At 68.3% G+C, this 23,440-nt stretch carries 22 protein-coding genes; 7 read left to right on the top strand and 15 right to left on the bottom strand.

Annotation, left to right across the window (positions count from 1 at the left end; translation table 11 throughout):
* Nucleotides 1–52 precede the first annotated feature (52 nt).
* From ACSQ9I_RS24465 to queC, 3 genes are all read left to right on the top strand, one after another.
* Nucleotides 53–2,329: an ABC transporter ATP-binding protein gene (locus ACSQ9I_RS24465; protein WP_436314768.1), complete on the top strand. Its 2,277-nt coding sequence runs from the start codon at nucleotides 53–55 to the stop codon at nucleotides 2,327–2,329.
* Nucleotides 2,326–2,790, top strand: coding sequence for a DUF1854 domain-containing protein (locus ACSQ9I_RS24460; RefSeq protein ID WP_436305305.1), 465 nt, complete (start codon nucleotides 2,326–2,328; stop codon nucleotides 2,788–2,790). The genes ACSQ9I_RS24465 and ACSQ9I_RS24460 overlap by 4 nt, the downstream gene beginning before the upstream one ends.
* A gap of 234 nt (nucleotides 2,791–3,024) precedes the next feature.
* On the top strand, nucleotides 3,025–3,726 hold the full coding sequence (queC, locus tag ACSQ9I_RS24455; protein WP_436314766.1) for a 7-cyano-7-deazaguanine synthase QueC: 702 nt from the start codon (nucleotides 3,025–3,027) through the stop codon (nucleotides 3,724–3,726).
* Here the strand turns inward: queC and ACSQ9I_RS24450 are convergent.
* The 3 genes from ACSQ9I_RS24450 to gspF all read right to left on the bottom strand — a co-directional run bounded on the left by ACSQ9I_RS24450 (nucleotide 3,705) and on the right by gspF (nucleotide 7,707).
* Entirely contained in the window at nucleotides 3,705–5,471 is a 1,767-nt protein-coding gene (locus ACSQ9I_RS24450) for an ABC transporter ATP-binding protein/permease (RefSeq protein WP_436314765.1), read from the bottom strand. The two genes, queC and ACSQ9I_RS24450, sit on opposite strands and share 22 nt — an antisense overlap.
* 97 nt (nucleotides 5,472–5,568) lie before the next feature.
* Nucleotides 5,569–6,468, bottom strand: coding sequence for a 5'-nucleotidase (locus tag ACSQ9I_RS24445; protein ID WP_093109670.1), 900 nt, complete (start codon nucleotides 6,466–6,468; stop codon nucleotides 5,569–5,571).
* 6 nt (nucleotides 6,469–6,474) lie between these two features.
* Nucleotides 6,475–7,707: a type II secretion system inner membrane protein GspF gene (gene gspF / locus ACSQ9I_RS24440; protein WP_436293509.1), complete on the bottom strand. Its 1,233-nt coding sequence runs from the start codon at nucleotides 7,705–7,707 to the stop codon at nucleotides 6,475–6,477.
* Between the two features lie 95 nt (nucleotides 7,708–7,802).
* Here gspF and ACSQ9I_RS24435 point away from each other — a divergent pair, with 95 nt between their 5' ends.
* On the top strand, nucleotides 7,803–8,375 hold the full coding sequence (locus ACSQ9I_RS24435; protein ID WP_436305301.1) for a hypothetical protein: 573 nt from the start codon (nucleotides 7,803–7,805) through the stop codon (nucleotides 8,373–8,375).
* A 105-nt stretch (nucleotides 8,376–8,480) separates the two neighbouring features.
* On the opposite strand, the gene gspE is transcribed toward ACSQ9I_RS24435, so the two are convergent.
* The 10 genes from gspE to gspG all read right to left on the bottom strand — a co-directional run bounded on the left by gspE (nucleotide 8,481) and on the right by gspG (nucleotide 17,962).
* Nucleotides 8,481–9,902, bottom strand: a complete 1,422-nt coding sequence (gspE, locus tag ACSQ9I_RS24430) for a type II secretion system ATPase GspE (protein ID WP_436305300.1) — start codon at nucleotides 9,900–9,902, stop codon at nucleotides 8,481–8,483.
* A 10-nt stretch (nucleotides 9,903–9,912) separates the two neighbouring features.
* Nucleotides 9,913–12,225, bottom strand: coding sequence for a type II secretion system secretin GspD (gene gspD / locus ACSQ9I_RS24425; RefSeq protein WP_436314764.1), 2,313 nt, complete (start codon nucleotides 12,223–12,225; stop codon nucleotides 9,913–9,915).
* A gap of 2 nt (nucleotides 12,226–12,227) precedes the next feature.
* Nucleotides 12,228–13,025: a type II secretion system protein N gene (gspN, locus tag ACSQ9I_RS24420; RefSeq protein ID WP_436306347.1), complete on the bottom strand. Its 798-nt coding sequence runs from the start codon at nucleotides 13,023–13,025 to the stop codon at nucleotides 12,228–12,230.
* 14 nt (nucleotides 13,026–13,039) lie between these two features.
* A complete protein-coding gene (gene gspM, locus ACSQ9I_RS24415) occupies nucleotides 13,040–13,603 on the bottom strand; it encodes a type II secretion system protein GspM (protein ID WP_436305297.1) in 564 nt (187 codons plus the stop codon).
* Entirely contained in the window at nucleotides 13,600–14,808 is a 1,209-nt protein-coding gene (gspL, locus tag ACSQ9I_RS24410; RefSeq protein WP_436314763.1) for a type II secretion system protein GspL, read from the bottom strand. Before gspL ends, gspM begins: the two co-directional genes overlap by 4 nt.
* A 132-nt stretch (nucleotides 14,809–14,940) precedes the next feature.
* Nucleotides 14,941–16,029: a type II secretion system minor pseudopilin GspK gene (gene gspK / locus ACSQ9I_RS24405; protein WP_436314762.1), complete on the bottom strand. Its 1,089-nt coding sequence runs from the start codon at nucleotides 16,027–16,029 to the stop codon at nucleotides 14,941–14,943.
* Nucleotides 16,026–16,691, bottom strand: a complete 666-nt coding sequence (locus ACSQ9I_RS24400) for a PulJ/GspJ family protein (RefSeq protein WP_436314761.1) — start codon at nucleotides 16,689–16,691, stop codon at nucleotides 16,026–16,028. The genes gspK and ACSQ9I_RS24400 overlap by 4 nt, the downstream gene beginning before the upstream one ends.
* Entirely contained in the window at nucleotides 16,691–17,047 is a 357-nt protein-coding gene (gene gspI, locus ACSQ9I_RS24395; protein ID WP_244503975.1) for a type II secretion system minor pseudopilin GspI, read from the bottom strand. Before gspI ends, ACSQ9I_RS24400 begins: the two co-directional genes overlap by 1 nt.
* On the bottom strand, nucleotides 17,044–17,547 hold the full coding sequence (locus tag ACSQ9I_RS24390; RefSeq protein WP_436314760.1) for a prepilin-type N-terminal cleavage/methylation domain-containing protein: 504 nt from the start codon (nucleotides 17,545–17,547) through the stop codon (nucleotides 17,044–17,046). Before ACSQ9I_RS24390 ends, gspI begins: the two co-directional genes overlap by 4 nt.
* Nucleotides 17,522–17,962, bottom strand: coding sequence for a type II secretion system major pseudopilin GspG (gspG, locus tag ACSQ9I_RS24385; RefSeq protein WP_093109661.1), 441 nt, complete (start codon nucleotides 17,960–17,962; stop codon nucleotides 17,522–17,524). Before gspG ends, ACSQ9I_RS24390 begins: the two co-directional genes overlap by 26 nt.
* Before the next feature lie 64 nt (nucleotides 17,963–18,026).
* Between gspG and ACSQ9I_RS24380 the strand changes: the two genes are divergently transcribed.
* A complete protein-coding gene (locus ACSQ9I_RS24380; protein WP_436314759.1) occupies nucleotides 18,027–18,545 on the top strand; it encodes a type II secretion system protein N in 519 nt (172 codons plus the stop codon).
* Nucleotides 18,546–18,560: 15 nt separating this feature from the next.
* Here ACSQ9I_RS24380 and ilvA read toward each other — a convergent pair whose 3' ends face one another.
* Nucleotides 18,561–20,114 carry a threonine ammonia-lyase, biosynthetic gene (gene ilvA, locus ACSQ9I_RS24375; RefSeq protein ID WP_436314758.1) on the bottom strand — a complete coding sequence of 518 codons (1,554 nt, stop codon included), beginning with the start codon at nucleotides 20,112–20,114 and terminating at the stop codon, nucleotides 18,561–18,563.
* Between the two features lie 251 nt (nucleotides 20,115–20,365).
* Between ilvA and ACSQ9I_RS24370 the strand changes: the two genes are divergently transcribed.
* A complete protein-coding gene (locus tag ACSQ9I_RS24370) occupies nucleotides 20,366–20,815 on the top strand; it encodes an OsmC family protein (RefSeq protein WP_093109658.1) in 450 nt (149 codons plus the stop codon).
* A gap of 21 nt (nucleotides 20,816–20,836) precedes the next feature.
* Here ACSQ9I_RS24370 and coq7 read toward each other — a convergent pair whose 3' ends face one another.
* A complete protein-coding gene (coq7, locus tag ACSQ9I_RS24365; protein ID WP_436296535.1) occupies nucleotides 20,837–21,466 on the bottom strand; it encodes a 2-polyprenyl-3-methyl-6-methoxy-1,4-benzoquinone monooxygenase in 630 nt (209 codons plus the stop codon).
* Between the two features lie 282 nt (nucleotides 21,467–21,748).
* On the opposite strand from coq7, the gene ACSQ9I_RS24360 reads away from it, so the two are divergent.
* A complete protein-coding gene (locus tag ACSQ9I_RS24360; RefSeq protein ID WP_436305291.1) occupies nucleotides 21,749–22,999 on the top strand; it encodes a porin in 1,251 nt (416 codons plus the stop codon).
* Nucleotides 23,000–23,440 lie beyond the last annotated feature (441 nt).

Raw genomic sequence — 23,440 nt, 5'->3', positions numbered from 1 at the left:
CCCGGCAGGCGCCATGAAGGGCCCCTTCGCGGGCCAGAGACACAGAAACACAATGCAACATCACGATCCAGTCAGCACCCCGGGGGGCGAAGAAGAGGAGGCCTCAGAGGCTCTGAAAAGCCGGCTCAGAGCCGCGGAAAACGTTCTGGCGACCGTGCCGGTTGACCTCGATGGCGAACTTCGGTTTGCTTCCGGCCTGCTGGCGCTGACCGATCGGCGCCTGCTGGCCCGCAATTCCGAAGGCGCCTGGGCCGAATGGCCGCTCGGCGCGCCGGGGCTGGACCTGCAACTGGCCGACCATGCCGGCATCGGCACCCTCGACCTGCTGGACGCCCGCGGGCGGCTGGCGCGCTGGCGCTACACCCTGCGCCACCAGGCGGCCGCGCTGCGGCTGCAGAAGCTGTTCGGCCAGCAGGCGGCCGGAGTCGCGCAGGCGACAGCGGTGGCCGCCGAGGCGGACGAGGCGGCGCTCGCCGAGCCCGAGCTCCAGACCCCGCCCTCGACCTGGGTCCTGCTGCGGCTGGGCCGCTTCGCCAGGCCCTACCGCAAGCAGCTGATCGCCGGCTTCCTGCTCACCCTGGCCTCGACCGCCGCCACGCTGGTGCCGCCGTACCTGACCATTCCGCTGATGGACGACATCCTGATCCCGTTCCAGAACGGGCAGCAGATCGCCTTCGGCAAGGTCGCGATGTTCCTTGGCGCGCTGCTGGCCGCGGCGCTGGCCGGCTGGGCGCTGGGCTGGGCCCGCACCTACCTGCTGGCGCTGGTTTCGGAGCGCATCGGCGCCGACCTGCGCACCACCACTTACGAACACTTGCTCACCTTGCCGCTCGATTACTTCGGCGGCAAGCGCACCGGCGACCTGATGGCGCGCATCGGCTCGGAGACCGATCGCATCAACGTTTTCCTCTCGTTGCATGCGCTGGACTTCCTGACCGACGTGCTGATGATCGCCATGACCGCCGTGATCCTGGTCTCGATCAATCCGCTCTTGGCCGTGGTCACGCTGGTGCCGCTGCCCTTCATCGCCTGGATGATCCACGTGGTTCGCGACCGGCTGCGCACCGGCTTCGAGAAGATCGACCGCGTCTGGAGCGAGGTGACCAACGTGCTGGCCGACACCATCCCCGGCATCCGCGTGGTCAAGGCCTTCGCGCAGGAAAAGCGCGAGGCCAGCCGCTTCCACGCCGCCAATGCCTACAACCTGCAGGTCAACGACAAGCTCAACAAGACCTGGTCGCTGTTCACGCCCAGCGTGTCGCTGCTCACCGAAATCGGCCTGCTGGTGGTCTGGGGCTTCGGCATCTGGCAGGTGGCACGCGGCCGCATCACGGTCGGCGTGCTCACCGCCTTCATCGCCTACATCGGGCGCTTCTACACGCGGCTCGATTCGATGAGCCGCATCGTCTCGGTCACGCAGAAGGCGGCGGCTGGCGCCAAGCGCATCTTCGACATCCTCGACCATGTGAGCAACGTGCCGGAGCCGGCGAACCCGGTGAAGGTCGAGCGCGTGCAGGGGCGCATCGAGATGGCCGACGTCGGCTTCCGCTACGGCAGCCGGGCCGTGATCCGCGACCTCGACCTCGTGATCGAGCCGGGCGAGATGATCGGCCTCGTCGGCCACAGCGGCTCGGGCAAGAGCACGCTGGTCAACCTGATCTGCCGCTTCTACGACGTGACCGACGGCGCCATCCTGGTCGACGGCACCGACATCCGCCGCTTCGCGGTGGCCGACTACCGGCGCCACGTCGGGCTGGTGCTGCAGGAGCCCTTCCTGTTCTTCGGCACCATCGCCCAGAACATCGCCTACGGCAAGCCCGAAGCCACGCGCGAGGAGATCGTGGCCGCCGCGCGCGCCGCCCATGCGCACGACTTCATCCTGCGGCTCGCGCACGGCTACGACTCGCTGGTCGGCGAGCGCGGGCAGGGTTTGTCGGGCGGCGAGCGGCAGCGCATCAGCATTGCGCGCGCCTTGCTGATCGACCCGCGCATCCTGATCCTCGACGAGGCCACCTCGGCGGTCGACACCGAAACCGAGAAGGAAATCCAGAAGGCGCTCGACAACCTGGTGCAGGGCCGCACCACCATCGCCATCGCGCACCGGCTTTCCACGCTGCGCAAGGCCGACCGGCTGGTCGTGATGGACCGCGGCGAGATCGTCGAGGTCGGCCCGCACGACGCGCTGATGGAAAAGCAGGGCGCCTACTGGCGGCTCTACCAGGCGCAGCTGCGCCAGGCCGACGACGAAAGCCCAGGCTTCGCGGCCGAGCGCGCCTCGGTCGCGCTGGTGCTTGGCGGCCATGCGGCGCATCCGGCGGGTGAGGCATGAACGATTGCCAATTGGAACGTGACGGCTTCGGCCGATTGGTGGTGGTCGACGCCGAGGGCGTCCGCCATGCCGGCGTGGTGCCGGTGCGCGCCTTCCCGCTCAGCGCGCCGGGCGATGGCCTGTCGCTGGTCGGCGGCGACGGCCGCGAGCTGCTGTGGATCGACCGCGTCGATGACTTGCCCGAAGAAGTACGTGCCTTGCTCGCGCAGGACTTGGCCGCGCGCGACTTCGCGCCCACCTTGCGGAAGCTGCACAAGGTGTCGAGCTTCGGCGTGCCCAGCACCTGGCAGGTGAGCACCGACCGAGGCGAAACCAGTTTCGTGCTCAAGGCCGAAGAAGACATCCGCCGGCTCGAAGGCGGTGCGTTGCTGATCGCGAGCGCGCACGGCGTGCAGTTCCGCATTCCCGATGTGAGGGCGCTGGACCGGGGGTCGCGCAAGTTGCTGGAGCGTTTTCTATGAAGTTCGATGCCCCTTCTGCAGCAATAAGCCGAACGCGTGCGCGCCCCCTGCCGCCCGGGGCTTCAGGACCGGTCTCTGATGATGGGCGGCACTTGCTGATGCGAAAGAAGGCGGGTTTCTGGATCTTCGTCTTGCCGTCCCACACGCCACACGTGACGTCTCGCCAGGTCAAGAACTTGCTGGAAGGCCGGCCCTGACAAACTTGAACCCTCGCCCGACACGCCGACCACCCCCATGCACACCACCGCCCTAGTCCTCTTCTCCGGCGGCCAGGACTCCACCACCTGCCTGGCCGAGGCGCTGGCCAAATACGAGCGCGTCGAGACCATCGGCTTCGACTACGGGCAGCGCCACCGCGTCGAGCTCGAGGCGCGCACCACCGTGCTTGCGCACCTGCGCGCGCGCTTCCCGCATTGGGCGCCGCGGCTGGGTGAAGACCACCTGTTGAGCGTCGACGTGCTGGGCCAGGTCAGCAGTTCATCGCTCACGCAGGACATCGCCTTCGAGATGCAGGCCAACGGCTTGCCCAACACCTTCGTGCCCGGCCGCAACCTGCTGTTCCTCACGCTGGCCGGCGCGCTGGCCTACCGGCGCGGGCTGGAGGTGATCGTCACCGGCGTGTGCGAGACCGATTTCTCGGGCTATCCCGATTGCCGCGACGACACCATGAAGGCGATGCAGCTCGCGCTCTCGCTCGGCATGGATCGGCGTTTCGTGATCGAGACGCCGTTGATGTGGATCGACAAGGCCGCGACCTGGGCCATGGCGCACCGGCTGGGCGGCGAGCCGCTTATCGAGCTGATCGTCGAGGACACGCACACCTGCTACCTCGGCGACCGCACGCAGCGCCATGCCTGGGGCTATGGCTGCGGCAGCTGCCCGGCCTGCGAGCTGCGCGCGCGCGGATGGGAGCGCTACGCCGCCTCGAGCCGGTAGCGCGCGCCTGCGCCTTCGGGCGCCGGCACCAGGGTCCAGCGCTTGTCGTGGAAAGCCGCCGCCGAGGCGCGGTGCGCGATCGACACCATCGCCCCGCCCGCCGAGCGCACGCCTTCTGCCAGGCGCTTGTAGAGCGTCTCCTCGGCCTGCGCATCGAGCGCGCTTGTGGCCTCGTCGGCAAACAGCCAGGCCGGCTTCTTGAGCAGCACGCGCGCGATCGCCAGGCGTTGCTGTTCGCCGCCGGAAAGCTTCTGTGTCCATGCATCGCTGTCGTCCAGGCGGTCGGCCAGGTCCGGCAGCAGGGCATCCTCGAGCGCCTGCTTCAGCTGCGCGTCGCTGTATTCGCTCGCCGGCTGCGGATAGGCCAGCGCGTCGCGCAGGCGGCCGTCGGGCACATAAGGCCGCTGCGGGATGAACATCGCGTTCTCGGGCATCGACACGCGGCCGCGGGCAAAGGGCCAGATACCGGCGAAGGCGCGGAACAGCGTCGACTTGCCGCTGCCCGAGGGGCCTTGCAGGAGCACGCTGTCGCCGGGCTTGACCATGAGCGCGGCATTCTGGATCAACGACGTTCCGCCCGGCAGCGCAACCGTGAGGTCGTCGACGCGCAAGCCTTCGTCGCCGCCGGCGGGCGCGCGCTCCACCGCGCTGGCCGCGCCGGCATGGGCTCGCATCGCGGTCTCGAAGGAGGTGAGCCGGTCCGCGGTGGCGCGCCAGACGGCGACGCGGTCGTAGTTGTCGACGAACCAGCTGAGCGAATCCTGCACGCGTCCGAAGGCCGAATTGACCTGCATCAGCTGACCGAGCTGGATGGCGCCGCTGAAGAAGCGCGGCGCCTGCACGATGAAGGCGAAGATCACCGAGGCTTGCCCAAAGGAGGCCGTGAAGGCAACCAGGTTCTTCTGCTTGCCGATCAACTTCAGGTAGTTCTTCAGCACCGAGCCGAAGCGCAGCTGGAGCTGGCCGTGTTCGACCTGTTCGCCGCGGTCGAGCGCAATGGCCTCGCTGTATTCGCGAACCCGCATCAGATGGTGCCGGAAGTCGGCCTCGTAGCGCTGCTGCTGGAAGTTCAGGCCGATCAGCGGGCGCCCGATGAAGTGCGTGATCACGGTACCGGCTGCGCAGTAGGCCAGCGCAATCCAGACCATCGAGCCCGGCACCGTATAGCTGCTGCCGAAGAACGGGACGCTGACCACGCCGCTGAGCGCCCAGAGGATGCCGATGAAGCTCACCAGGGTCACCACCGCATTGAGCAGGCCCATCGACAGCGTCATCGTGTAGTCGGTGAAGAGCTGCATGTCTTCCTGGATGCGCTGGTCGGGGTTGTCGGGCGTCTGGCCGTCCTGTTGCCCGTAGCGCGCGAGTTCGAGGCGGTAGAAGGTCCGGTCGGCCATCCAGCGCGCGAGATAGCTGCGCGTCATCCAGGCGCGCCAGCGCAGCTGCAGGAGCTGCGTCAGATAGAACTTGAAGATGGCGATCACGATATAGCCGGCCGCGATCCAGCAGAAAAAGACGATCTCCCTCCAGAACACCGCCTGGTCCTTGTTCTGCAGCGCGTCGTAGAAGCGTGCGAACCACTGGTTGTTCAGCACCAGCATGTAGACCGTGCCGAGATTGAGCGCCACGATCGTCGCAAGAAGCCCGCGCGCCCTCCATTTTTCTTCGGAGTGGAAGTAGGGCGCTGCCAGCGCGCCGATGCGGCGCAGCGTCGAGAGCAGGCTCGTGGAACCGATGGGAGTGGTCATGGGATGAGCGTGGGTTGGCTGGCGCGCGAAGCCGCGCCTTTGCGCTCATCGTAGCGCCCGGGCGCGCCGCATTCTTAAACGGCGCTGAAGCGCCCGATCAGCGCAGGTTGCTGATGCCGCTCGCCACGTGACCCGAAGGCACATGGCGTGCAGCCGCGTCCACGTGGCCGGTCTGGTCGTCGAAGAAGAAGTCGGGTTCGAATTCGCGCAGGAATTCGCCCTTGGGCAGGCCGCCGAGGAACATCGCTTCGTCGACCTTGATGTTCCAGTTCATCAGCGTGCGGATCGCGCGCTCGTGCGCCGGCGCGCTGCGTGCCGTGACCAGCGCGGTACGGATGCGCATGCTGGGATTGCTCGCGAGCTGAAGCCGATGCAGTGCTGTGAGCAGCGGCTTGAACGGCCCCTCGGGCAGCGGCAGCTGGGCCTTGCTGGATTCGTGCAGCTGGAAGGCGTCGAGCCCCTCGGCCTGGTACACGCGCTCGGCCTCGTCGCTGAAGAGCACCGCGTCGCCGTCGAAGGCGATGCGCACCTCGTTGGGATAGGCATCGCTCGCATGCACCGACTCGACCAGCACGCGCGCGGCCGGGAAGCCCGCGTTGAGCGCTTCGCGCACGTCCTCGGCATTGACCGAGAGGAACAGGTGCGCGCGCAGCGGCCGCAGATAGCCAAAGGGCGGGCGGCCCTGCGTGAACACGCCGCGCTGCAGCGAGATGCCGTTGGCCACGCCCGAGCGGAACACGCGCATGCCCGAGACCGGATCGTTGCGCGAGAGGATCACGACCTCGACGCGCTGCATGCCGTCGTCGTTGAAGCGCAGCAGCTTGCGCACCAGCGAGTAGGCGATGCCGGGCTGGGCCGGTACGTCGAGCCGTTCGAGCTGGAGCTTCATGTAGCCCGCGTCGTCGCCGGATTCGAAGATCCGGTTTTCCTCTTCGAGGTTGAAGAGGGCGCGGGACGAGATGGCGACTACCAGCTTGTCGTCCAAGGACACGGGCATAGGCGGCTACTTCACGAACTGATTGAGTTGGATGATCGGCATCAGCACCGCCAGCACGATCAGCATGACGACGCCGCCCATCGCCACGATCAGCAGAGGCTCTAGGATGGTCGCCAGGTGCATCGCGCGGCGTTGCACCTCGGCGCCCAGCTGGGACGCCGCGCGCTGCAGCATCAGCGGCAGGGTGCCGGTCTGTTCGCCGAGGCGCGCGAACATCGCGACGATGCCGGGGAATCTTTTCTTTTGTGCCAGCGCGGAAGCGAGCGGTGCGCCTTCGCGCACCAGCACCAGCGCATCGAGCGCGTCGGCGCGCATGGCGCGGTTGCTCAGCGTTTCGGACGCGGCCTGCAGCGCGCGCAGGATGGGCACGCCGGCCGTGGCCAGCATCGCGAGCGTGCTCGCGAAGCGCGCCGCGTTGTAGCCGCGGGACAGCCGGCCGACCAGCGGCAATTCGAGCCAGGCGGCGTCGAAGCGCTCGCGCACGGCGGCACGTGCCAACGCCATGCGCGCGCCGAGGGTCGCCAGCACGATGGCGCCGAGCATCAGCCAGCCGTAGTTGCGCACGAAGTCGCTTAAGCCCAGCATCGCCACGGTGAGGATGGGCAGCGCCCGTTTCGTGCCCGCGAACACGTTGGCCACCTGCGGCACCACGTAGCTGACGAGGAAGATCACGATCACGATCGCGACCAGGGTCACGATCGCCGGGTACAGGGCCGCACCGACCAGTTTCTGCTGCAGCGCTTGCCGCTGTTCGAGGTCGTCGGCCAGGCGCTCGAGCACCAGGCCAAGATTGCCGCTCTGCTCGCCGGCGCCGATCACCGCGGTGTAGATGGGCGAGAACTCGCGCGGATGCTGGGCCAGCGCACGCCCGAAGGGCGAGCCCGCATTGACCTCGGCGCGCAGGGATGCGACGAGGTTGCGCTGCTGCTCGGTCTCGGCCTCGTCGGTCAGCGCAGTGAGCGCGCGTTCGAGCGGCAGGCCGGAGGACACGAGGCCGGCGATCTGCCGCGTCCAGACCGCGAGGGTGGTCGAATTGAAGACGCGCTTGCCGCCGAGCAGGCGGCGCAAGCTCCGGTCCGGGGCGGCGCCGCTCTCGACGCTGCCGACGGCGGTCACCGACAGCGGAATCAGCGCTTGCGCACGCAGCAGGCCGCGGGCGCTGCGCGCGGTGTCGGCTTCGAGCACGCCCTTGCGAGGCTGGCCCGATTGGTCTATGGCTTCAAAGGAATAGGCGGGCATGGGGAGTGGCGACAAAATGCGCGAGCCCGCATTGTCGGCGTTTGGCGTTGCCTTTTCGTCGTGCGGCTTCCACAACACCACACAGAGGAGTCTTCATGTCGGCTCGCACCACTGCTGTTGCTGTTGCCGCCCTCTTGGGCGCGCTGTCTCTTCCCGCCGCGGCCCAGCCCACTTTCGACGGCTTTCTGTGCTGCAACATGCGCACCGACGGCAGCTGGATCAGCGACGCCAACTATGCCGAAAGCGGTAAGCGGATCATCCCGGCCGGCACGCCGACCCGCGTCACGGGCTATGGCCGCATGCGCGTGCTGGTCGAACTCAATGGCGGCAAGCAGGCCATCGGCAACGACTACAGCCGCGACCTCGACCTCGGCACTTTCGCCAAGCGCTATGTGGTCAGCGAAGACCCGGCGCGCAAGATCGCCGGCTATCCACCCAAGATCCGCGACGCGATCAAGTCGGCGCGCGTCGCCAAGGGCATGACGCGCGAGCAGGTGGCGATGGCGGTGGGCTATCCGATGAGCAGCGAGAACCCGAACCTCGACGCACCGATCTGGCGCATGTGGCTCAGCAGCTTCAGCGAGTTCCAGGTGCTGTTCGACAATGCCGGCCGCGTGCGCCAGGTGGAGACCGATCCGCAGACGCGCAACCTGGTGGTGATGGATTGACTGTCTTGACCCCCCGGTTTCACTCCGCTTCGCTGCGTGTAACTCCACCCCCCGAGGGGGCGGCTTGGCCGCCTTGGGGCGGCCCGGCGGCGGCCGATTAGCCGATCAGTCTCTCGTCACGCGCAGCAGCTCGGCCCGCGAGGTCACGCCGGTCTTGACCAGCCGCTCGCCGTCCTCGCGCATCGAACGCAGGCCGCCGCGTTCGGCCGCCACGAAGAGCTGGCTTTCGGGTGCGCGGTTGTGGATCAGCGATTGCACCGTGTCGTCGGCCACCAGCAGCTCGAAGATGCCGGTGCGGCCCTGGTAGCCGGTCTGGCCGCAGGCGTCGCAGCCCACGGGCTCGGCCTCGTCGCCGGCGGCCGAGGGCACGGCGCAGACCGGGCAGAGCCTGCGCACCAGGCGCTGCGCCAGCACGCCGAGCAGCGAGGAGCTCAGCAGGAAGGGCTCCACGCCCATATCGGTCAGGCGCGTCACGGCGCTGACCGAATCGTTGGTGTGCAGCGTGGCCAGCACCAGGTGGCCGGTGAGCGAGGCCTGGATCGCGATCTGCGCGGTCTCGAAATCGCGGATCTCGCCGATCATGATCACGTCCGGGTCCTGCCGCAGGATCGCGCGCAGCGCCTTCGCGAAGGTCAGCTCGATCTTGGCGTTGACCTGGGTCTGGCCGACGCCCGGCAGCTCGTACTCGATCGGATCCTCGACCGTCATGATGTTGCTGCTGCTGGCGTCGAGCCGGCTGAGCGCGGCGTAGAGCGTGGTGGTCTTGCCCGAGCCGGTCGGCCCGGTGACCAGGATGATGCCGTGCGGCTGGCTGATGAGGTGCTCGAAGCGCGCCAGCGTGTCGCCCTGCATGCCGACGGATTCGAGCGTGAGCTTGCTTTCGGACTTGTCGAGCAGGCGCAGCACCGCGCGCTCGCCGTGCGCCGAGGGCAGGGTCGAGACCCGCACGTCGACCGCGCGCGTGCCGATGCGCAGGCTGATGCGCCCGTCCTGCGGCAGCCGCTTCTCGGCGATGTCGAGGTCGGCCATGATCTTCAGGCGCGAGATCAGCGCCGCATGCAGCGCCCGGTTGGGCTGCACCACTTCGCGCAGCGTGCCGTCGATGCGAAAGCGCACCGAGGAGGTCCGCTCGTAGGGCTCGATGTGGATGTCGCTGGCGCCGTCGCGCGCGGCCTGCGTGAGCAGCGCGTTGAGCATGCGGATGATGGGCGCATCGCCGGCGCTTTCCAGCAGGTCTTCGACCGCCGGCAGCTCCTGCATCATGCGCGAGAGGTCGGCGTCGCCCTGGACCTCGCTCACGACCGCGGCGGCGTTCGATTCGCCTTGCGCATAGGCGGCGCTGATGCGCTGCGCCAGCTCATTGGGTGCCAGCGCCTCGAAGGCCTTGACCGGGTACTTGCGGGCCACCTCGCCGAGCGCGCTGCGCGGCGGCACCTGGGGCATCCAGAGCGTGAAGGCGCCTTCGTCCGTTTCTTCGAGCAGCAGTTGCTGGCTGCGTGCGAAGGCGTAGGGCAGGGGATAGCGCACGGCAGGATCCTTAAGGCAGTTCGCGCCCCGTGGACGGGTCGGCGGTCGGCGGCAGCGCGCCCTTCATCGGGCCCGGCGGCAGCGGCGCGTGCTGCGGCGGCAGCGGCGGCGGGATCAGGCGCGTGCCGTCGATGCGGCGCGACGGATCGCCGCGCACGGTGTCGCTCAGCGGTGGCAGCACCGGCGCCCCACGCACCGAATTGAGCATCGGGTTGTCGGTCGAAGGCTGAATGTTCTGCTGCATCGCGCGCAGCGCATCGTAACGGTCGGCCGTGATCGTGTCGCCGGAGAGCTGGTCGCGCACGATGGTCGGCCGCAGGAACACCATGAGGTTGGTCTTGCGGCGGCTGCGGACCTCGCTCTTGAACAGGTTGCCGAGCACCGGGATGTCGCCGAGCCCGGGCACTTTTTCCTCGGAGGTCGAATACTCGTCGGACAGCAGGCCGCCGAGCACGATGATGTTGCCGTCGTCGACCAGCACGTTCGATTCGATCGATCGCTTGCTCGTGGTGGGGCCGTTCAGGTTGTTCACCGTGGATGCGACGACGCTGGAGACCTCCTGGAAGATCTGCATCTTGACCGTGCCGGTCTCGCTGATCTGCGGGCGCACGCGCAGCGTCAGGCCGACGTCCTTGCGCTCGATGGTCTGGAACGGGTTGACGGTGTTGGTATTGCCGCCGGCGCTGGTGTACTGGCCGGTGACGAAGGGCACGTTCTGGCCCACGACGATCTTGGCTTCCTCGTTGTCGAGCGTCAGCAGATTGGGGGTGGACAGCACGTTGCCCTCGCCGTTGCTGGCCAGGAAGCGGGCCAGGAAGCCCAGCACGTACTGGCCGTCGCTGCCGTAGCGGTGGCCGATGCCGAAGTTGAAGCCGGTCGAGGGCCGCGTCGCGGCGTTGCCGGTCGCCAGGCCGACGGCCAGGTCGATGATGTTGGCGCCGCCCAGGCTCGAGTTGGTGCCGAGCACGCCCACGTTGCGGTCGCCGCTGCTGCCGATGCCGGCTTGCCACTGGATGCCGAACTCGGCCGCCTTGTCGGCATTGACCTCGACGATCAGGCTTTCGATCAGCACCTGCGCGCGGCGGCTGTCGAGACGGTCGATCACCGCGCGCAGCTGCCGGTAGAGCGGCTCGGCCGCGCTGATGATCAGCGAGTTGGTCGCCGGGTCGGCCTGGATCTGTCCGCCGGTGGAGGGCTGCGCCGTCCCGCTGATCGGCGCCGTGGCGGCGCTCATTCCGCCTTGCGCACTCGCGCCGAGCTGGCTGAACTGCTGTTGCTGCTGCTGGGCGGCGGGCGTGGTTCCGGCGGTACTGAGGGCGCCGGCCGCGCCGCCCAGCGCGCCGGTGGTGCTCGGCTGCGAGCTCGCGAGCGCGGCGCGCAAGGTGACCGCCATCCGCACCGCGTCGGCGTTCTTGAGGTAGACGACGTAGATATTGCCGGCCGCGCCATTGCCGCTGTCGATCGGCGCGCGGTCGAGGCGGTCGATCAGCGTGCGGACCAGCTGCGAACGTGCCGGATTGGCCGCGCGCAGGATAACGGCGTTGCTGCGCGGCTCGGCCAGGAGCGTGGTGCGGAACGAGGCGTCGGTGGTGCCGGGCGCGGCGCCCGGCACCGGCCCGGTGGCGGATCCGCCTTCGACCAGGCGCGTGAGCACCGGCACCAGGTCGGTGGCGACCGAGTGCTTCAACGGGATGACCTCGATGTCGGAGGCGTTCGGCACGTCGAGCGCGGCAATGATGCGCGCCAGCCGCCGCATGTTCTCGGCATAGTCGGTGATCACCAGCGAGTTGTTGCCCGGGTTCACGTTGATCGTGTTGTTGGGTGCGATCAGCGGGCGCAGCACCGGCAGCAGGTTGTTGGCCGACTCGTAGTTGAGCTTGAAGACCTGGGTCACGATCTGGTTGCCGCTCAGCGTCGCGGTGGCGGGCGTCGAGGTGCTGACCGCGCTGCTCTGCAGCTTGGCGTCGGCCTCCGGCACCACCTTGTAGAGCCCTTCGGACTGCACGACCGCGAAGCCCTGCAGGCGCAGCGCCGCGGCGAACTGGTTGAAGGCCGCGGCCGGGGAGATCGGACGGTCGGTCTGCAGGTTCATCGTGCCCTTCACGCGCGGGTCGACCACCACGTCGCGACCGGTCACGACCGCCATGGTGCGCGCGACGGATTCGATCTCGGCATTGGTGAAGTTCAGCGTGATCGGCTCGCCGCGTCGCGGCGGCGCCGCGGCTTCCTGCGCGAACGCGGCCGGAATGCAGGCGGTGATCAGCATCTGTGCCGCGAGGGCGACGGTGCCGATGCGTGTCGCGTACGAAGACTGTTGCTTCATGGTCAACCCAGTGTGATGAGTGAGCGCGCGCCTTCGCGTCGCCCAATGATATTCAACAAATTCGAGAGCGCATCTTCGCGCCCCGGGGCGGCGCTGGCTTCGCCGTCGAAGCGCAGCGCACTTCCGTTCCATCGGCCGCTGCCGCTGAGCTGGAGACTGCCTTCGCGGGTTGTCAGCAGGAGGGTCGGCGTCGGCCCGCCCTCGAGCGTGATGCGGTAGCTGCCCATCGGCTTGAGCGTCGAGAGGCTGGACGAGATGTCGGTCGCGTCGAGCGTGGCGCGGCCGGCGAGCCCCAGTTGCGGGCCGTTCCATTGCATCGCGAAGGCCTGCAGGGAGATGTCGAGCACGCCTTCGGGCTTGAGCGTGTTCCAGGGCGCGCCGAAACCGCTGAGCAGCGCGGCGGGCCAGCGGGACTGGCCGTCGCGCCATTCGAGCTGCATTCCGCTGGGCCGCGGGCGCGCCTTGAACTGCAGCGCTTGCGGCGCGCAGCAAGGGATGTCGAGCGCGGCGACGATGCCGTCCCAGCGCGGGCGCAATGTCCAGCCCAGTGTGCCAGGCAGCGAAATCGATTCGGCACCGCTCCCGCCGCTGGAGAACACGACACCCGCGCTGCCGTTCCAGACCGTTCCGCGCGCATTGACCAGTTGCAGGTGGCCATCGCTCTGCTGCGCCAGCCAGGCGGCCAGCCAGCGTGCCGGCGCGTACACCGAGAGCGCCAGCACCGCGCCGATCAGCGCGCCAAGAGCGGCCCAGCGCCGGCCGGTCGATGTGCCGAGGACAGGAGAGCTTCGGGTGGCCATGGCGGTGACGGTGCTCAACGTGCCGGCAGGCTCATGACCAGCGTGCCGTCCCAGCGCACGGCGGAAGGCTCGGCACCTCTGGCGGCTGCGGCGGCGGGGGAAGAGGCGGCCGGCGCGCCTTGCGCGGTACGCGTCAGATGCGCTTCGCGCGGCACGGCGCGCGCATTGCTGCGCGCCTGTGCCAGCCATTGGGCGAGCGTGTCGGCGGGAGTGGCGCGCATGGCGATCGTCACGCCTTCGCCGGCAGCAGCGGGTTGCATCTGGGCATTGGGTCCGAGGCTCTGGCGCACCGCGGCTTCGAGTGCACGCATGGCGTCGTCGCGGCTGGCGCGTGGCTGGGACTGCAGGGCCTTGGCTTGCGTCTGCAGGCTGGTCATTTGCTGCAGCTGCGTATCGAGCCTGGCGTGCTCGGCCGGCGCCGACGACAGCGTGCGCAGCGCGGGCGCCAGCATCACCCACCAGAGCAGCGCCAGCACCACCAGCGCGGCGGCGATCACGATCATGCGCTGCTCGCGCGGTTCGAGTTCGGGCCACCAGGCCTGCCAGCGTGCTTCGAGGGATTCGAGCCAGTTGTTCATCGCGCGGTCTCCGCCTGAACCAGCAACAGATCGCCTTCGCTGCGCGCGCTGTAGCCGCGCGCGGACAGCGTGGCCGCGACGCTGTCTGCCTCGGCGGGCTGCAAGCCCAGGCCGCGCAGCCGCAATTGGCCGGCGCTGTAGTCGATGGCGCTGGGCAGACGGCCGGGCGGCAGGCTGCTTGCGAGCACGCCCAGCATGGGTTCGAAATCGGCCGCGGCGACGCCGCCGGTGGCCTGCTGCAGCGAGGCGACTTCGCGTGCCATCTGCACCGGGGCATCGACCACCAGTTGCACCGAGGGAAAAGTCTGCTTGAGGATGCTGTTCACCGCGGCTCGCTTGCTGTCGAGCGCGCCGCGCTCCTTCCAGGCCCAGGCATTGAGGCCGATGAGCTGGGCCAGCACCAGGATCAGCGCGCCCCAGCGTGCGGCGCGCCACTCGGGCCCGTGCCACACGGCGCGCCAGATCGCCGCGAGCTTCTTGCTCGCGCGGGCGCGGCCGGTGGACGCGAGGTCGAACTGCGCAAGATCCCAGGGCGATCGGCTCGCTTGCAGCCAGCGCGCGGCCGGCTTGACGATCGGCACGCGGCGCCCGAGCAGGCTTTCCGCCAGTTCGGCCACTGCGGGCTCGGCCAGCATCGTCGTGCCTTCGGGCGGCGTGCCGAGCAGCGCGATGCTGGCGCTGTCGAGGGGGAGTGCGGTCACACCCTGGGTGTCGCAGATCACGAGCTGCGCGGCGTCCGGCTCGCCGATCGCGAGGACCATCGGAGCGGCACCGGCCGGCTGCGGCGCGAATTCGGGAATGATCCGCGTGACGCGACGGCCCGCGGCTTCGAGGGCCTGCACCGCGCTGCGCAGCCAGATCCGGTTGCAGGCCGCCACCCACGCGGGCGCACCGGCGCGGGCGCCGGGCTCCAGCGCGAAGTGCAGCAGCTCCGGGTCGTCGAGCAGCCGGTCTTCGAGCAGGCCGTTGAGCACCGAGCGCACGCGCACGGCGCCGCTCATGCTGCCCTGCGGCATCGTGACCTGGTGCCAGGAGAGGGCGGCCGCGGGCACGCCCAGGATCACTTCGTCCCCGCTCGGCAGCAGGGCCGGCGGCGCGCTTCCCTGAGAGCGCAGCTTGCGGCCGTCGCTGGACCAGACCGCCCAACCGTATTCGCCGCCGGCGGGAACGGGCGGGAGCGGGACGGTGACGAGCAGTAGGGCCATGGCAATCGATGAGGGGTCGTCATTGTAGGAGGATGGTTCACATCCGCCGCTACAGATTTGATAGCGTCTTTCGCACGTGGCGTGGGCGCTCGAGTGCTTTTTATCCTATAAGCGTGACTAAAAGTTTCCGCTTCAGGGCTTCGGTGCCGCCGGCGTGGCGCCCGCACCACGTTCGCGCCACACGATGCGCACCTCGATGCCGTCGCGGCGCAGCAGCGACTGCTCCTCGACCCAGGTGCGGTCCAGCCGCAGCCGCCCATGCACTTCGAAGTAGTTGCTCCCCACGCTGTGCTGTTCGCCGAACTGCGTCGAGCTGTCCTGCAAGAGACGGTTCGCGTCGCTCAGGGAGCGGAAGTGGCTGCGTGTGCGCTGCGCCACCAGACGCTTGGCACCCGCCAGATCGAGCGCGGGAACACTGGCGAACAAGGCTTCGGCGCTGGCGGTGTTGATGTTGAGCTTCGTGCCCGCCGGCAGCACGGTGACGTAGGGCTGCAGCGCGGCCACCGTGGTGGGCGAGAGGCCGAGCCAGACCAGCTGGGAAGTGCGCTGCGGCATCAGCGGGCCGGTGGCCGAGGTGTCGGGGGTCACGGCGGGGGGCGTGGTGCCAGTTCCTGTGCCTGTGCCTGTGCCTGTGCCTGTGCCGGTGCCGGTGCCGGTGCCGGTGCCGGTGCCGGTGCCGGTCGTCGCGGCGGCCGGCAGGGCGCGTTGCAGGTTGGCGGTCAGCGCCGCCAGTTCCTGCGCGGGCAGGCCCAGCAACTCGAACAGCTTGGTGAAGGCGGCGACCGATGCGGCCACGGGCTTGCGGCCCTCCACCAGGTTCAGCACGTTGAGCTTGGACTGGGCATCGACGATGCGGCCCGAAAGAAAGGCATCGGGCAGGCCTTCGAGCACATCGCTGGCGATGTTCTTCTCGGCCGAGAGAAAGCTCGTCAGCTTGGCTTCCTCCAGCGGCACGGCCCAGGGCTCGGCCAGGTGGTCCGCGCCGGTGCCGCCGCCGGTCCGGGCGTCCTCGCGCAGGATCAGGCGCGACCAGTCGAGCGCGCCGATCAGCACCCAGGCCGACTGCACCCGCGCCCGCTCGGCCGCCTCGACCTCGACCGCGCGCCATTGCTGCCAGAGCGCCGCGGCAGCGAAGGTGGCGACCAGCGTGACGGTCAGCATGGCGGCCAGCAGTGCGGCACCGCGCGTGTCTCTGGCGGACTTCGATCGCGTCTTCTTCATGACTTGGGCGCCGTTGCGGTGGGCCGCACCCAGTCGCGGGTCAGCAGCCCCGCGAGCGCCGGGCCGGGCGGCAGGCTCAGCACCAGGCGCACGCCGTCGGGCAAGGGCGTGCTTGTGCCGAGCACCTCGGCGCCGACCGCCGGGCTCCAGCTGTCGTTGCGGAAGTAGTAGAGCTGCCAGGCCTCGACCGGCATCAGCCCGAGCTCGGCGCCGCGCAACTCGCTGCTGGAACTCGTGCTGGCGCTGCCGTCCTGGCCCCATGCGGCGGCGCGGTCCCAGGCTTGTTGCCATTCGGCGCGGGTGGTGATGCCGGGCGATTGCCAACGCTGCCAGCGCGCACCCGCGGCGGCATCGGCGCGCAGGGTCCAGGCGACCACATAGACCACCGACTGGGCGCTGTCGGTGCTGCGCCGCGTGAGGCGCAGCACGCGGCCGTCCCAGTCCATGGGCCGGATCTGCGCCAGCGCCATCGTGGCATCGAGATCCGCGTTCCATTGCGACAGCGCAGCCTGCAGCGTGAGCATGGCATCGCCTCGTTCGCGGTTCAGGGCCTGCGCCTGCGCCATGCTCTCCAGGCCGCGCCAGCTCATCAGCGCGAGCAGCGCCATCACCGCGATCGCGACCAGCAGCTCGATCAGCGTGAAGCCTCTGGATCTGCGCATCAATAGCGTCCCACGACAGTGGACAAGCGCAGCACCGGCGCCTCGGCCGCATCGCGCACCTGGACGTCGACGCGGCGGAAGTTCGGGTTCAGCGTGGGCGTGGTCGAGACGGTGACGGCGAAGCTCACGTTGGCCTGGGTGCAGACCAGGCCTGCATCGCCGACCGCCGGCAACTGACGCGCGAGCCGGGCCTTGATCAGTTCGTTCTCGGCGCAGAGCTGCGCCAGCAGCATGTCCGATTGGCGCTGCGCGTTGCGCGTGAGCGCCATCGTGGCCTGCGAGCCGGCCATCAATGCGATCGCGACGATGCCCAGCGCGACCAGCACTTCGATCAGCGTGAAACCTGCCTGCTTCACGGCGCAACCACCGCGAAAGGCCGCAGCCCGTCGGTGCCGATGCGCAGGCTGCGCGCCGGCGGGCCATCCATGGTGAGCAGCACCTGCTGCGCCGCGATGATCGGTTCGGGCCCCAGCTGCAGCGCCGGGATCGCGGAGCCGTCGGCGGCCAGCGGTTGCGCGGCGATGCCGTCGGCAAGCCAGGCGATCGGCAAGGTGCCGGGCTGCAGGCCGTCGAAGATGAAGTTCCCGGGGCCTTGCGGCGTCGGACGCCAGCGCACCGCGATGCCGCTGGCACGGGATTGCGCGCGTGCCGATTCGAAGAGCGCCGCGAGCCGCTCGGCTTCGCGGTCGAGCGTGGCCTGGCCCGAATCGCGCAGCGCGAGCCCGACGCCGGCCGTGGCGAGCGCGATGATCGCGATCACCACCAGCAGTTCGAGCAGCGTGAAACCGCCGGTGCGGCGGCGGGCGCGATCGGAGCGGGGGCCGCTGCGCCTATTGCCAGCTGCCGATGTCGGCATTTTTGCCTTCGCCGCCGGGCTGGCCGTCGGCGCCGAGCGAAAGCACGTCGATCTCGCCCTTGAGGCCCGGGTTCATGTACTGGTAGGGCCGGCCCCAGGGGTCGTTCGGCAGCTTCTCGACGTAGGGTTTCCAGTTGGGTGCGGCAGGGCCGCTGGTGGGACGGGCGAGCAGCGCCTGCAGGCCTTGCTCGGACGTGGGGTAGCGCTGGTTGTCGAGCCGGTAGAGCTTGAGCGCCTGCATCAGGTTGTTGACGTCGGTCTTGGCGGCGGTGACGCGTGCATCGTCGGCACGCTCGATCACGTTCGGCACGATCAAGGCAGCCAGCACGCCGATGATGACCAGCACGACCATCAGCTCGATCAGCGTGAAGCCGCGTTGCAGGGCGCGCACAAGAGGGCGGTGGGAAAGGGGCATGAAAGGTGGGGAGGAGATCAAAAGAAGCGGCCTTGCGGCATTCACTGAATGATAATCCGGCCCCATGTCAGTTCCCTACGCACCCGCCCGCTGGCCCTCGGCCACTGCGACGACCGGCCTTTGGGCGCTTGCGGCCGCGAGCATCGTGTTCTGGGGGCTGCGGCTGATGTCGCCGTCCGACGCGGTCGCGCCGCCCGCGGTGAACAGCGGCGCGACCGCGACCGTGGACTCGACAGCGGTGGCGCAAATGCTGGGTGCGGTGCCCAGCCAGGCCGTGGTCGCGGCAACGCCCGATGCGGCAAGCCGCTTCGTGCTGCAGGGGGTGGTGGCCGACACCGAGCAGCAGGGCGCAGCACTGATTGCCGTCGACGGCAAGCCGGCGCGGCCGTTCCGCGTCGGGGCCAAGGTGGCGGACGGCTATGTGCTGCAGTCCGTGAGCACGCGCGCCGCATCGCTGGGCGCGAGCCTCGACTCGGCGCCGGCCTTCACGCTGCAGCTGCCGGTGCGACCGCTCGCCGCGAATCCGCCGCCTGCCGTGCCCGGCGCACCGCCGCCGGTGGTGGCGCCGCCCCCGCCGCGCTGAGGCGCCGGCCGGGCCTCAGGCCTGCAGGAACAATCGATAGACCGGGTTGGCGGTTTCTTCCACGAAGGGATAGCCGAGCGTCCGCAGGAACTCGTCGAACGCGGCATGGTCGGCCGCCGGCACCTGCAGCCCGACCAGGATGCGGCCGTAATCGGCACCCTGGTTGCGGTAGTGGAAGAGGCTGATGTTCCAGGTCGGCCGCATGAGGTTCAGGAACTTCAGCAGCGCGCCGGGCCGTTCGGGGAACACGAAGCGCAGCAGCCGCTCGTCGTGCGCCAGGCCGGTGCGGCCGCCGACCATGTGGCGGATGTGCTCCTTCGCGAGCTCGTCGTGCGTGAGGTCGATCGCGCCGAAACCGTGCGCAACGAAGGTGTCGGCGATCGTCTTCGATTCGCCGCGCGCCGTCGTGGTCAGTCCCACGAACACGTGCGCCTCCCTGGCGTCGCTGATGCGGTAGTTGAACTCGGTCACGCTGCGCGATGCGCCCGGCAGCTGGCCGACCAATTCGCAGAAGCGGCGGAAGCTGCCGCGTTCCTCGGGAATCGTCACCGCGAACAGCGCTTCGCGCTCCTCGCCCACCTCGGCGCGCTCGGCCACGAAGCGCAGCCGGTCGAAGTTCATGTTGGCGCCGCAGAGGATGGCCGCGTAGGTCTCGCCACGCGTGCCGTGCGCCTCGACATACTGCTTGATCGCGGCTACCGCGAGCGCGCCGGCAGGCTCGACGATGCTGCGCGTGTCGATGAACACGTCCTTGATGCCGGCGCATACGGCATCGGTGTCGACCGTGATGAACTCGTCCACCAGGTCGCTGGCGACCCGGAAGGTTTCTTCGCCGACCAGCTTGACCGCGGTGCCGTCGGAAAACAGGCCGACGTCGGGGAGCGTCACGCGTTGACGGGCCGCGACCGATTGCATCATCGCGTCCGAGTCGTTCATCTGGACGCCGATCACCTTGATCTCGGGCCGCACGGCCTTGATGTAGTTGGCGACGCCCGCGATCAACCCGCCGCCGCCGATGGCGACGAACACGGCATCGAGCGGGCCCTGGTGCTGGCGCAGGATCTCCATCGCGATCGTGCCCTGGCCGGCGATCACGTCGGGGTCGTCGAAGGGGTGCACGAAGGTCAGCCCGTGCATCTTCTGCTGTTCGAGCGCGTACACGTAGGCATCGGAATAGCTGTCGCCGTGCAATTGCACTTCGCCGCCGAGCGCGCGCACCGCATCGATCTTGAGCTGAGGCGTGGTCACCGGCATCACCACCACGGCCCGCGTGCCCAGCTTGTGGGCGCCGAGCGCCACGCCCTGGGCATGGTTGCCGGCCGATGCGCAGATCACGCCCTTGGCGAGCTGCTCGGCGCTCAAGTGCGCCAGCTTGTTGTAGGCGCCGCGCAGCTTGAAGCTGAAGACGGGTTGCTGGTCTTCGCGCTTGAGCAGCACCGTGTTGCCCAGCCGCGCGCTCAAGGCGCGCGCCGGCTCGAGCGCGGACTCGACCGCGACGTCGTAGACGCGGGCGGTGAGGATCTTCTTCAGGTAATCGGCGGGGGTGAGCGGCGCTGTCGGCTTGGGCATAGGGCCGCGATCATAGGCCTGCGGGCACCGCGCCAGGCAGCCCCAAGAAAAAAGCCCCGGGCCTTGCGGCCCGGGGCTAAATCCACCAATTGGGAGGGTGGAGGAGACAACCGGTGCACACGCCTTCGTGTGCGATGAAATAAAGTATATCGGTTGTTTGTTGCATTGCAACAAGCGGGTGACGCTTTTCCAACACAAATCCACGCCGGCGTGATTTTTTGCCCCGTCGTGACCCTGGAGTCTGCAAAAAAATGGAATGCACAGTGAGCTGGACCGGCAACGCGGGTGCGCGATCGGCGATGGGCTTCGTTGCCGAGACCGGTAGCGGCCACGTCCTGATGATGGACGGGGCGCCGGATGCGGCCAAGCCGGAGAACGGCGGACAGAACCTCGCAGCCCGGCCGATGGAAACCGTGCTCGCCGGCACCGGCGGCTGCACCGCCTACGACGTGGTGCTGATCCTGAAGCGCGGGCGGCACCAGGTCGAGCGCTGCAGCGTCAAGCTGACCAGCGAGAGGGCGGAAAAGGACCCCAAGGTTTTCACCAGGATCCACATGCACTTCACGGTGGCGGGCAAGGGAATCCCGGCGGCCGCCGTGGAACGCGCGATCGCGCTGAGCCACGACACCTATTGCTCGGCCACCATCATGCTGGCCAAGACCGCCGAGATCACGACCAGCTTCGATCTGATCGAAACTTGAATGCAGCCCGGGCCCGCCCGCTCAGATGCGGTGGGCAACTGTCGTCATCACCCGGGAGGCCAGGCGCATCAGGGCCTTGGTCGGTGCCGGCAATTCCTGGGCGCCGGCGCTCCATGCCTGCGCTGCGTGGCGCGCTTCGTCCAGCTTCATTTGGTTGATCACGGCCCGCGATGCGGTGTCGCCCGCCGGCAGGCGGTCGAGGTGCCCGTCCAGGTGCGCCTCCACCTGGCGCTCGGTTTCGGCCACGAAGCCCAGGCTCAGCGGATCGCCGAGCCGGCCGGCAATGAGGCCCAGGCCGAATGCGCCCAGATACCAGACGGGATTCAGCACCGAGGGGTGGGCTCCCAATTCGTCGAGGCGCTGTCGCGTCCAGGCGAGATGGTCGGTTTCTTCGCGCGCTGCCGCGTCGAAATGCGCCCGCAGCACCGGATCCCGCGCAACGGCAGCCTGCGCTGTATACAAGGCCTGGGCGCACACTTCCCCGACATGATTCACGCGCATCAACGCGCCCGCTTCCCGGCGCTCGGCCTCGCTGAGCTCGCCCGCGGGATCCGCTGGTGGCGGGGCGGCCCGCGTTGCATGCGGCTTGGCGAACAAGGTACGCAAGGCCGCGTCTGCGACGGCCAGGGCGGAGTCGAGCGAAGGATTCATGGGGCGATTGGAACCGATCCGAAATAGAGCTCATGCAGGGCAGGTCTTGTTTCGCATGGTGGTGTCGTGATGACTGCTAAAGCTTTGTTGCACTGCTGCAACGAAACGCCGAGCCCAGCCGCGATTTCGGGCGATTTGTTTTGCCCTGGTGAGGCGGCTCTGGTGCAATAGCGACAACTTCCCAAAAGGAGGTTGGCCCGGGGTCCGGTAGGAGCACAAATGTGCCAGTCACGGTGAGCCCTTCGCACCGGAGCCCTATGTTTAACCTTGGAGAAACTTGCAATGAAAAAATCTCTAGTTGCTCTGGCTGCCCTGGCTGTTGCCGGTGTTGCCTCGGCTCAGTCGTCGGTCACGCTGTTCGGTGTGGTTGACGCTGCCATCAGCGGCTATTCGAATAAGTCGGAGAACGTCGGCTTCCCGACCCTCGCCAATCCCTTCTTCGTTGATAGCATCAAGGCCAGCCGCACCGCGCTGACGAACTCGGGCTACAACTCCAGCCGTATCGGCTTCCGTGGTACGGAAGACCTCGGCGGCGGCCTGGCTGCCAGCTTCTGGCTCGAAGCCCCGATCAGCAATGACGACGGCCAAACCGGTATCTCGACGTTCCGTCGTCGTTCGACCGTGAGCCTGTCGGGTGGTTTCGGTGAAGTCCGCCTGGGTCGCGACTACACCCCGACCTTCTGGAACGACACCGTGTTCGATCCGTTCGGCACCAACGGCGTGGGTACCAACCTGGTCTCGACGGCCAACGACGCGTTCGGCACCTTCAATGGCGCTGCTCCCCCGGTGGTCGCCGGCGTCCCCAACGTTGGCGGCAACAACTACGTTCGCGCCAGCAACACCATCGGCTACTTCCTGCCCCCGAACCTCGGTGGCTTCTATGGCCAGGTGCAGTACGGCTTCCACGAGCAGAACAAGTTCGATCCGGGTACCGTGACCCCGACCGCGCTGAACAACTCGCGCACTGGTCGTTACGTCGGCGGCCGCGTCGGCTATGCCAATGGCCCGCTGGACGTCGCTACCTCGTATGGCAACAGCACGATCGGTGACAACTACTACGTTGGCACCACCACCTCGGTGAAGACCTTCAACCTCGGTGCTTCGTACGACTTCGGCGTCGTGAAGCTCTTCGGTGAAGTGTCGCGCGCCAAGAACGAAATCGACGTCGATACGCCGTTCGTGACCGGCACCATCGGCAACGACATCGACCTCAAGGGTTACCTGATCGGCGTGACCGTGCCGGTGGGCGCTGGCCTCATCCGCGCGGCCTACTCTGCTGTCAAGTACGACCTGAACGTGCCGTTCTCGGCGCTCGAAGACCCGAAGGCCAACAAGTTCGCCATCGGCTACGTGCACAACCTGTCGAAGCGCACGGCTCTGTACGCGACGGTGGCTCGCATCCGCAACAAGGATGGCGCAGCTTTGACCTTGGGTGGCCCGTCGTTCGTGACCACCACGACCCTGCTCCCGGGTCAGGCCTTCCTGCCGAAGACCTCGACCGGCTACGACGTCGGTATTCGTCACGCTTTCTGATTTGACGCTGGCGCAAGCCAGCTTTGATGGGAAGTCTTAAAGGCCACCCGACGCAAGTCGGGTGGCTTTTTTCTTGTGCGCCCAGCATGGGCGCGATCTTGGAGGTGCAAGTCCTCCCGCGAGCTGGCCATAGCGAGCGAAGCAAACCGCAACTGCGCGAGGGCGACCGAGCGTGGGGAGGAAGCGGGGAGCGAAACCGCGAGTCGAGGAACACGAACCTCATACGAGGCGCTGCCGAGCAGGGCGAGCGGGCAAGATACCGCGAAGCTCTTGTGGCCAAAGCGAGGCGGCGTAAATGGGGCGACTGTGCGGCGAAGGATCGCGTTCTTACCTGGGGAGATCTCGCCTCACGCCTGAAAGGGCGACGGGCTTGCCCGGAGCGAGAAGTCAGCAGAGGTCGTAGTAGTCGGGTCTCCCGGCGAAGGGCCGAACGAGAAGGAC

The organism is Variovorax sp. LjRoot84, assembly GCF_964254305.1.
Lineage (GTDB): Bacteria > Pseudomonadota > Gammaproteobacteria > Burkholderiales > Burkholderiaceae_C > Variovorax.
This window is presented reverse-complemented; position numbering and strand designations above follow the sequence as displayed.

Bases quoted from the DNA above. Each gene is read 5' to 3' on its own strand.
- ACSQ9I_RS24465 (WP_436314768.1), top strand. From the start codon at position 53: ATGCAACATCACGATCCAGTCAGCACCCCGGGGGGCGAAGAAGAGGAG.
- ACSQ9I_RS24460 (WP_436305305.1), top strand. From the start codon at position 2,326: ATGAACGATTGCCAATTGGAACGTGACGGCTTCGGCCGATTGGTGGTG.
- queC (WP_436314766.1), top strand. From the start codon at position 3,025: ATGCACACCACCGCCCTAGTCCTCTTCTCCGGCGGCCAGGACTCCACC.
- ACSQ9I_RS24450 (WP_436314765.1), bottom strand. From the start codon at position 5,471: ATGACCACTCCCATCGGTTCCACGAGCCTGCTCTCGACGCTGCGCCGC.
- ACSQ9I_RS24445 (WP_093109670.1), bottom strand. From the start codon at position 6,468: ATGCCCGTGTCCTTGGACGACAAGCTGGTAGTCGCCATCTCGTCCCGC.
- gspF (WP_436293509.1), bottom strand. From the start codon at position 7,707: ATGCCCGCCTATTCCTTTGAAGCCATAGACCAATCGGGCCAGCCTCGC.
- ACSQ9I_RS24435 (WP_436305301.1), top strand. From the start codon at position 7,803: ATGTCGGCTCGCACCACTGCTGTTGCTGTTGCCGCCCTCTTGGGCGCG.
- gspD (WP_436314764.1), bottom strand. From the start codon at position 12,225: ATGAAGCAACAGTCTTCGTACGCGACACGCATCGGCACCGTCGCCCTC.
- gspN (WP_436306347.1), bottom strand. From the start codon at position 13,025: ATGGCCACCCGAAGCTCTCCTGTCCTCGGCACATCGACCGGCCGGCGC.
- gspM (WP_436305297.1), bottom strand. From the start codon at position 13,603: ATGAACAACTGGCTCGAATCCCTCGAAGCACGCTGGCAGGCCTGGTGG.
- gspL (WP_436314763.1), bottom strand. From the start codon at position 14,808: ATGGCCCTACTGCTCGTCACCGTCCCGCTCCCGCCCGTTCCCGCCGGC.
- gspK (WP_436314762.1), bottom strand. From the start codon at position 16,029: ATGAAGAAGACGCGATCGAAGTCCGCCAGAGACACGCGCGGTGCCGCA.
- ACSQ9I_RS24400 (WP_436314761.1), bottom strand. From the start codon at position 16,691: ATGCGCAGATCCAGAGGCTTCACGCTGATCGAGCTGCTGGTCGCGATC.
- ACSQ9I_RS24390 (WP_436314760.1), bottom strand. From the start codon at position 17,547: ATGCCGACATCGGCAGCTGGCAATAGGCGCAGCGGCCCCCGCTCCGAT.
- gspG (WP_093109661.1), bottom strand. From the start codon at position 17,962: ATGCCCCTTTCCCACCGCCCTCTTGTGCGCGCCCTGCAACGCGGCTTC.
- ACSQ9I_RS24380 (WP_436314759.1), top strand. From the start codon at position 18,027: ATGTCAGTTCCCTACGCACCCGCCCGCTGGCCCTCGGCCACTGCGACG.
- ilvA (WP_436314758.1), bottom strand. From the start codon at position 20,114: ATGCCCAAGCCGACAGCGCCGCTCACCCCCGCCGATTACCTGAAGAAG.
- ACSQ9I_RS24370 (WP_093109658.1), top strand. From the start codon at position 20,366: ATGGAATGCACAGTGAGCTGGACCGGCAACGCGGGTGCGCGATCGGCG.
- coq7 (WP_436296535.1), bottom strand. From the start codon at position 21,466: ATGAATCCTTCGCTCGACTCCGCCCTGGCCGTCGCAGACGCGGCCTTG.
- ACSQ9I_RS24360 (WP_436305291.1), top strand. From the start codon at position 21,749: ATGAAAAAATCTCTAGTTGCTCTGGCTGCCCTGGCTGTTGCCGGTGTT.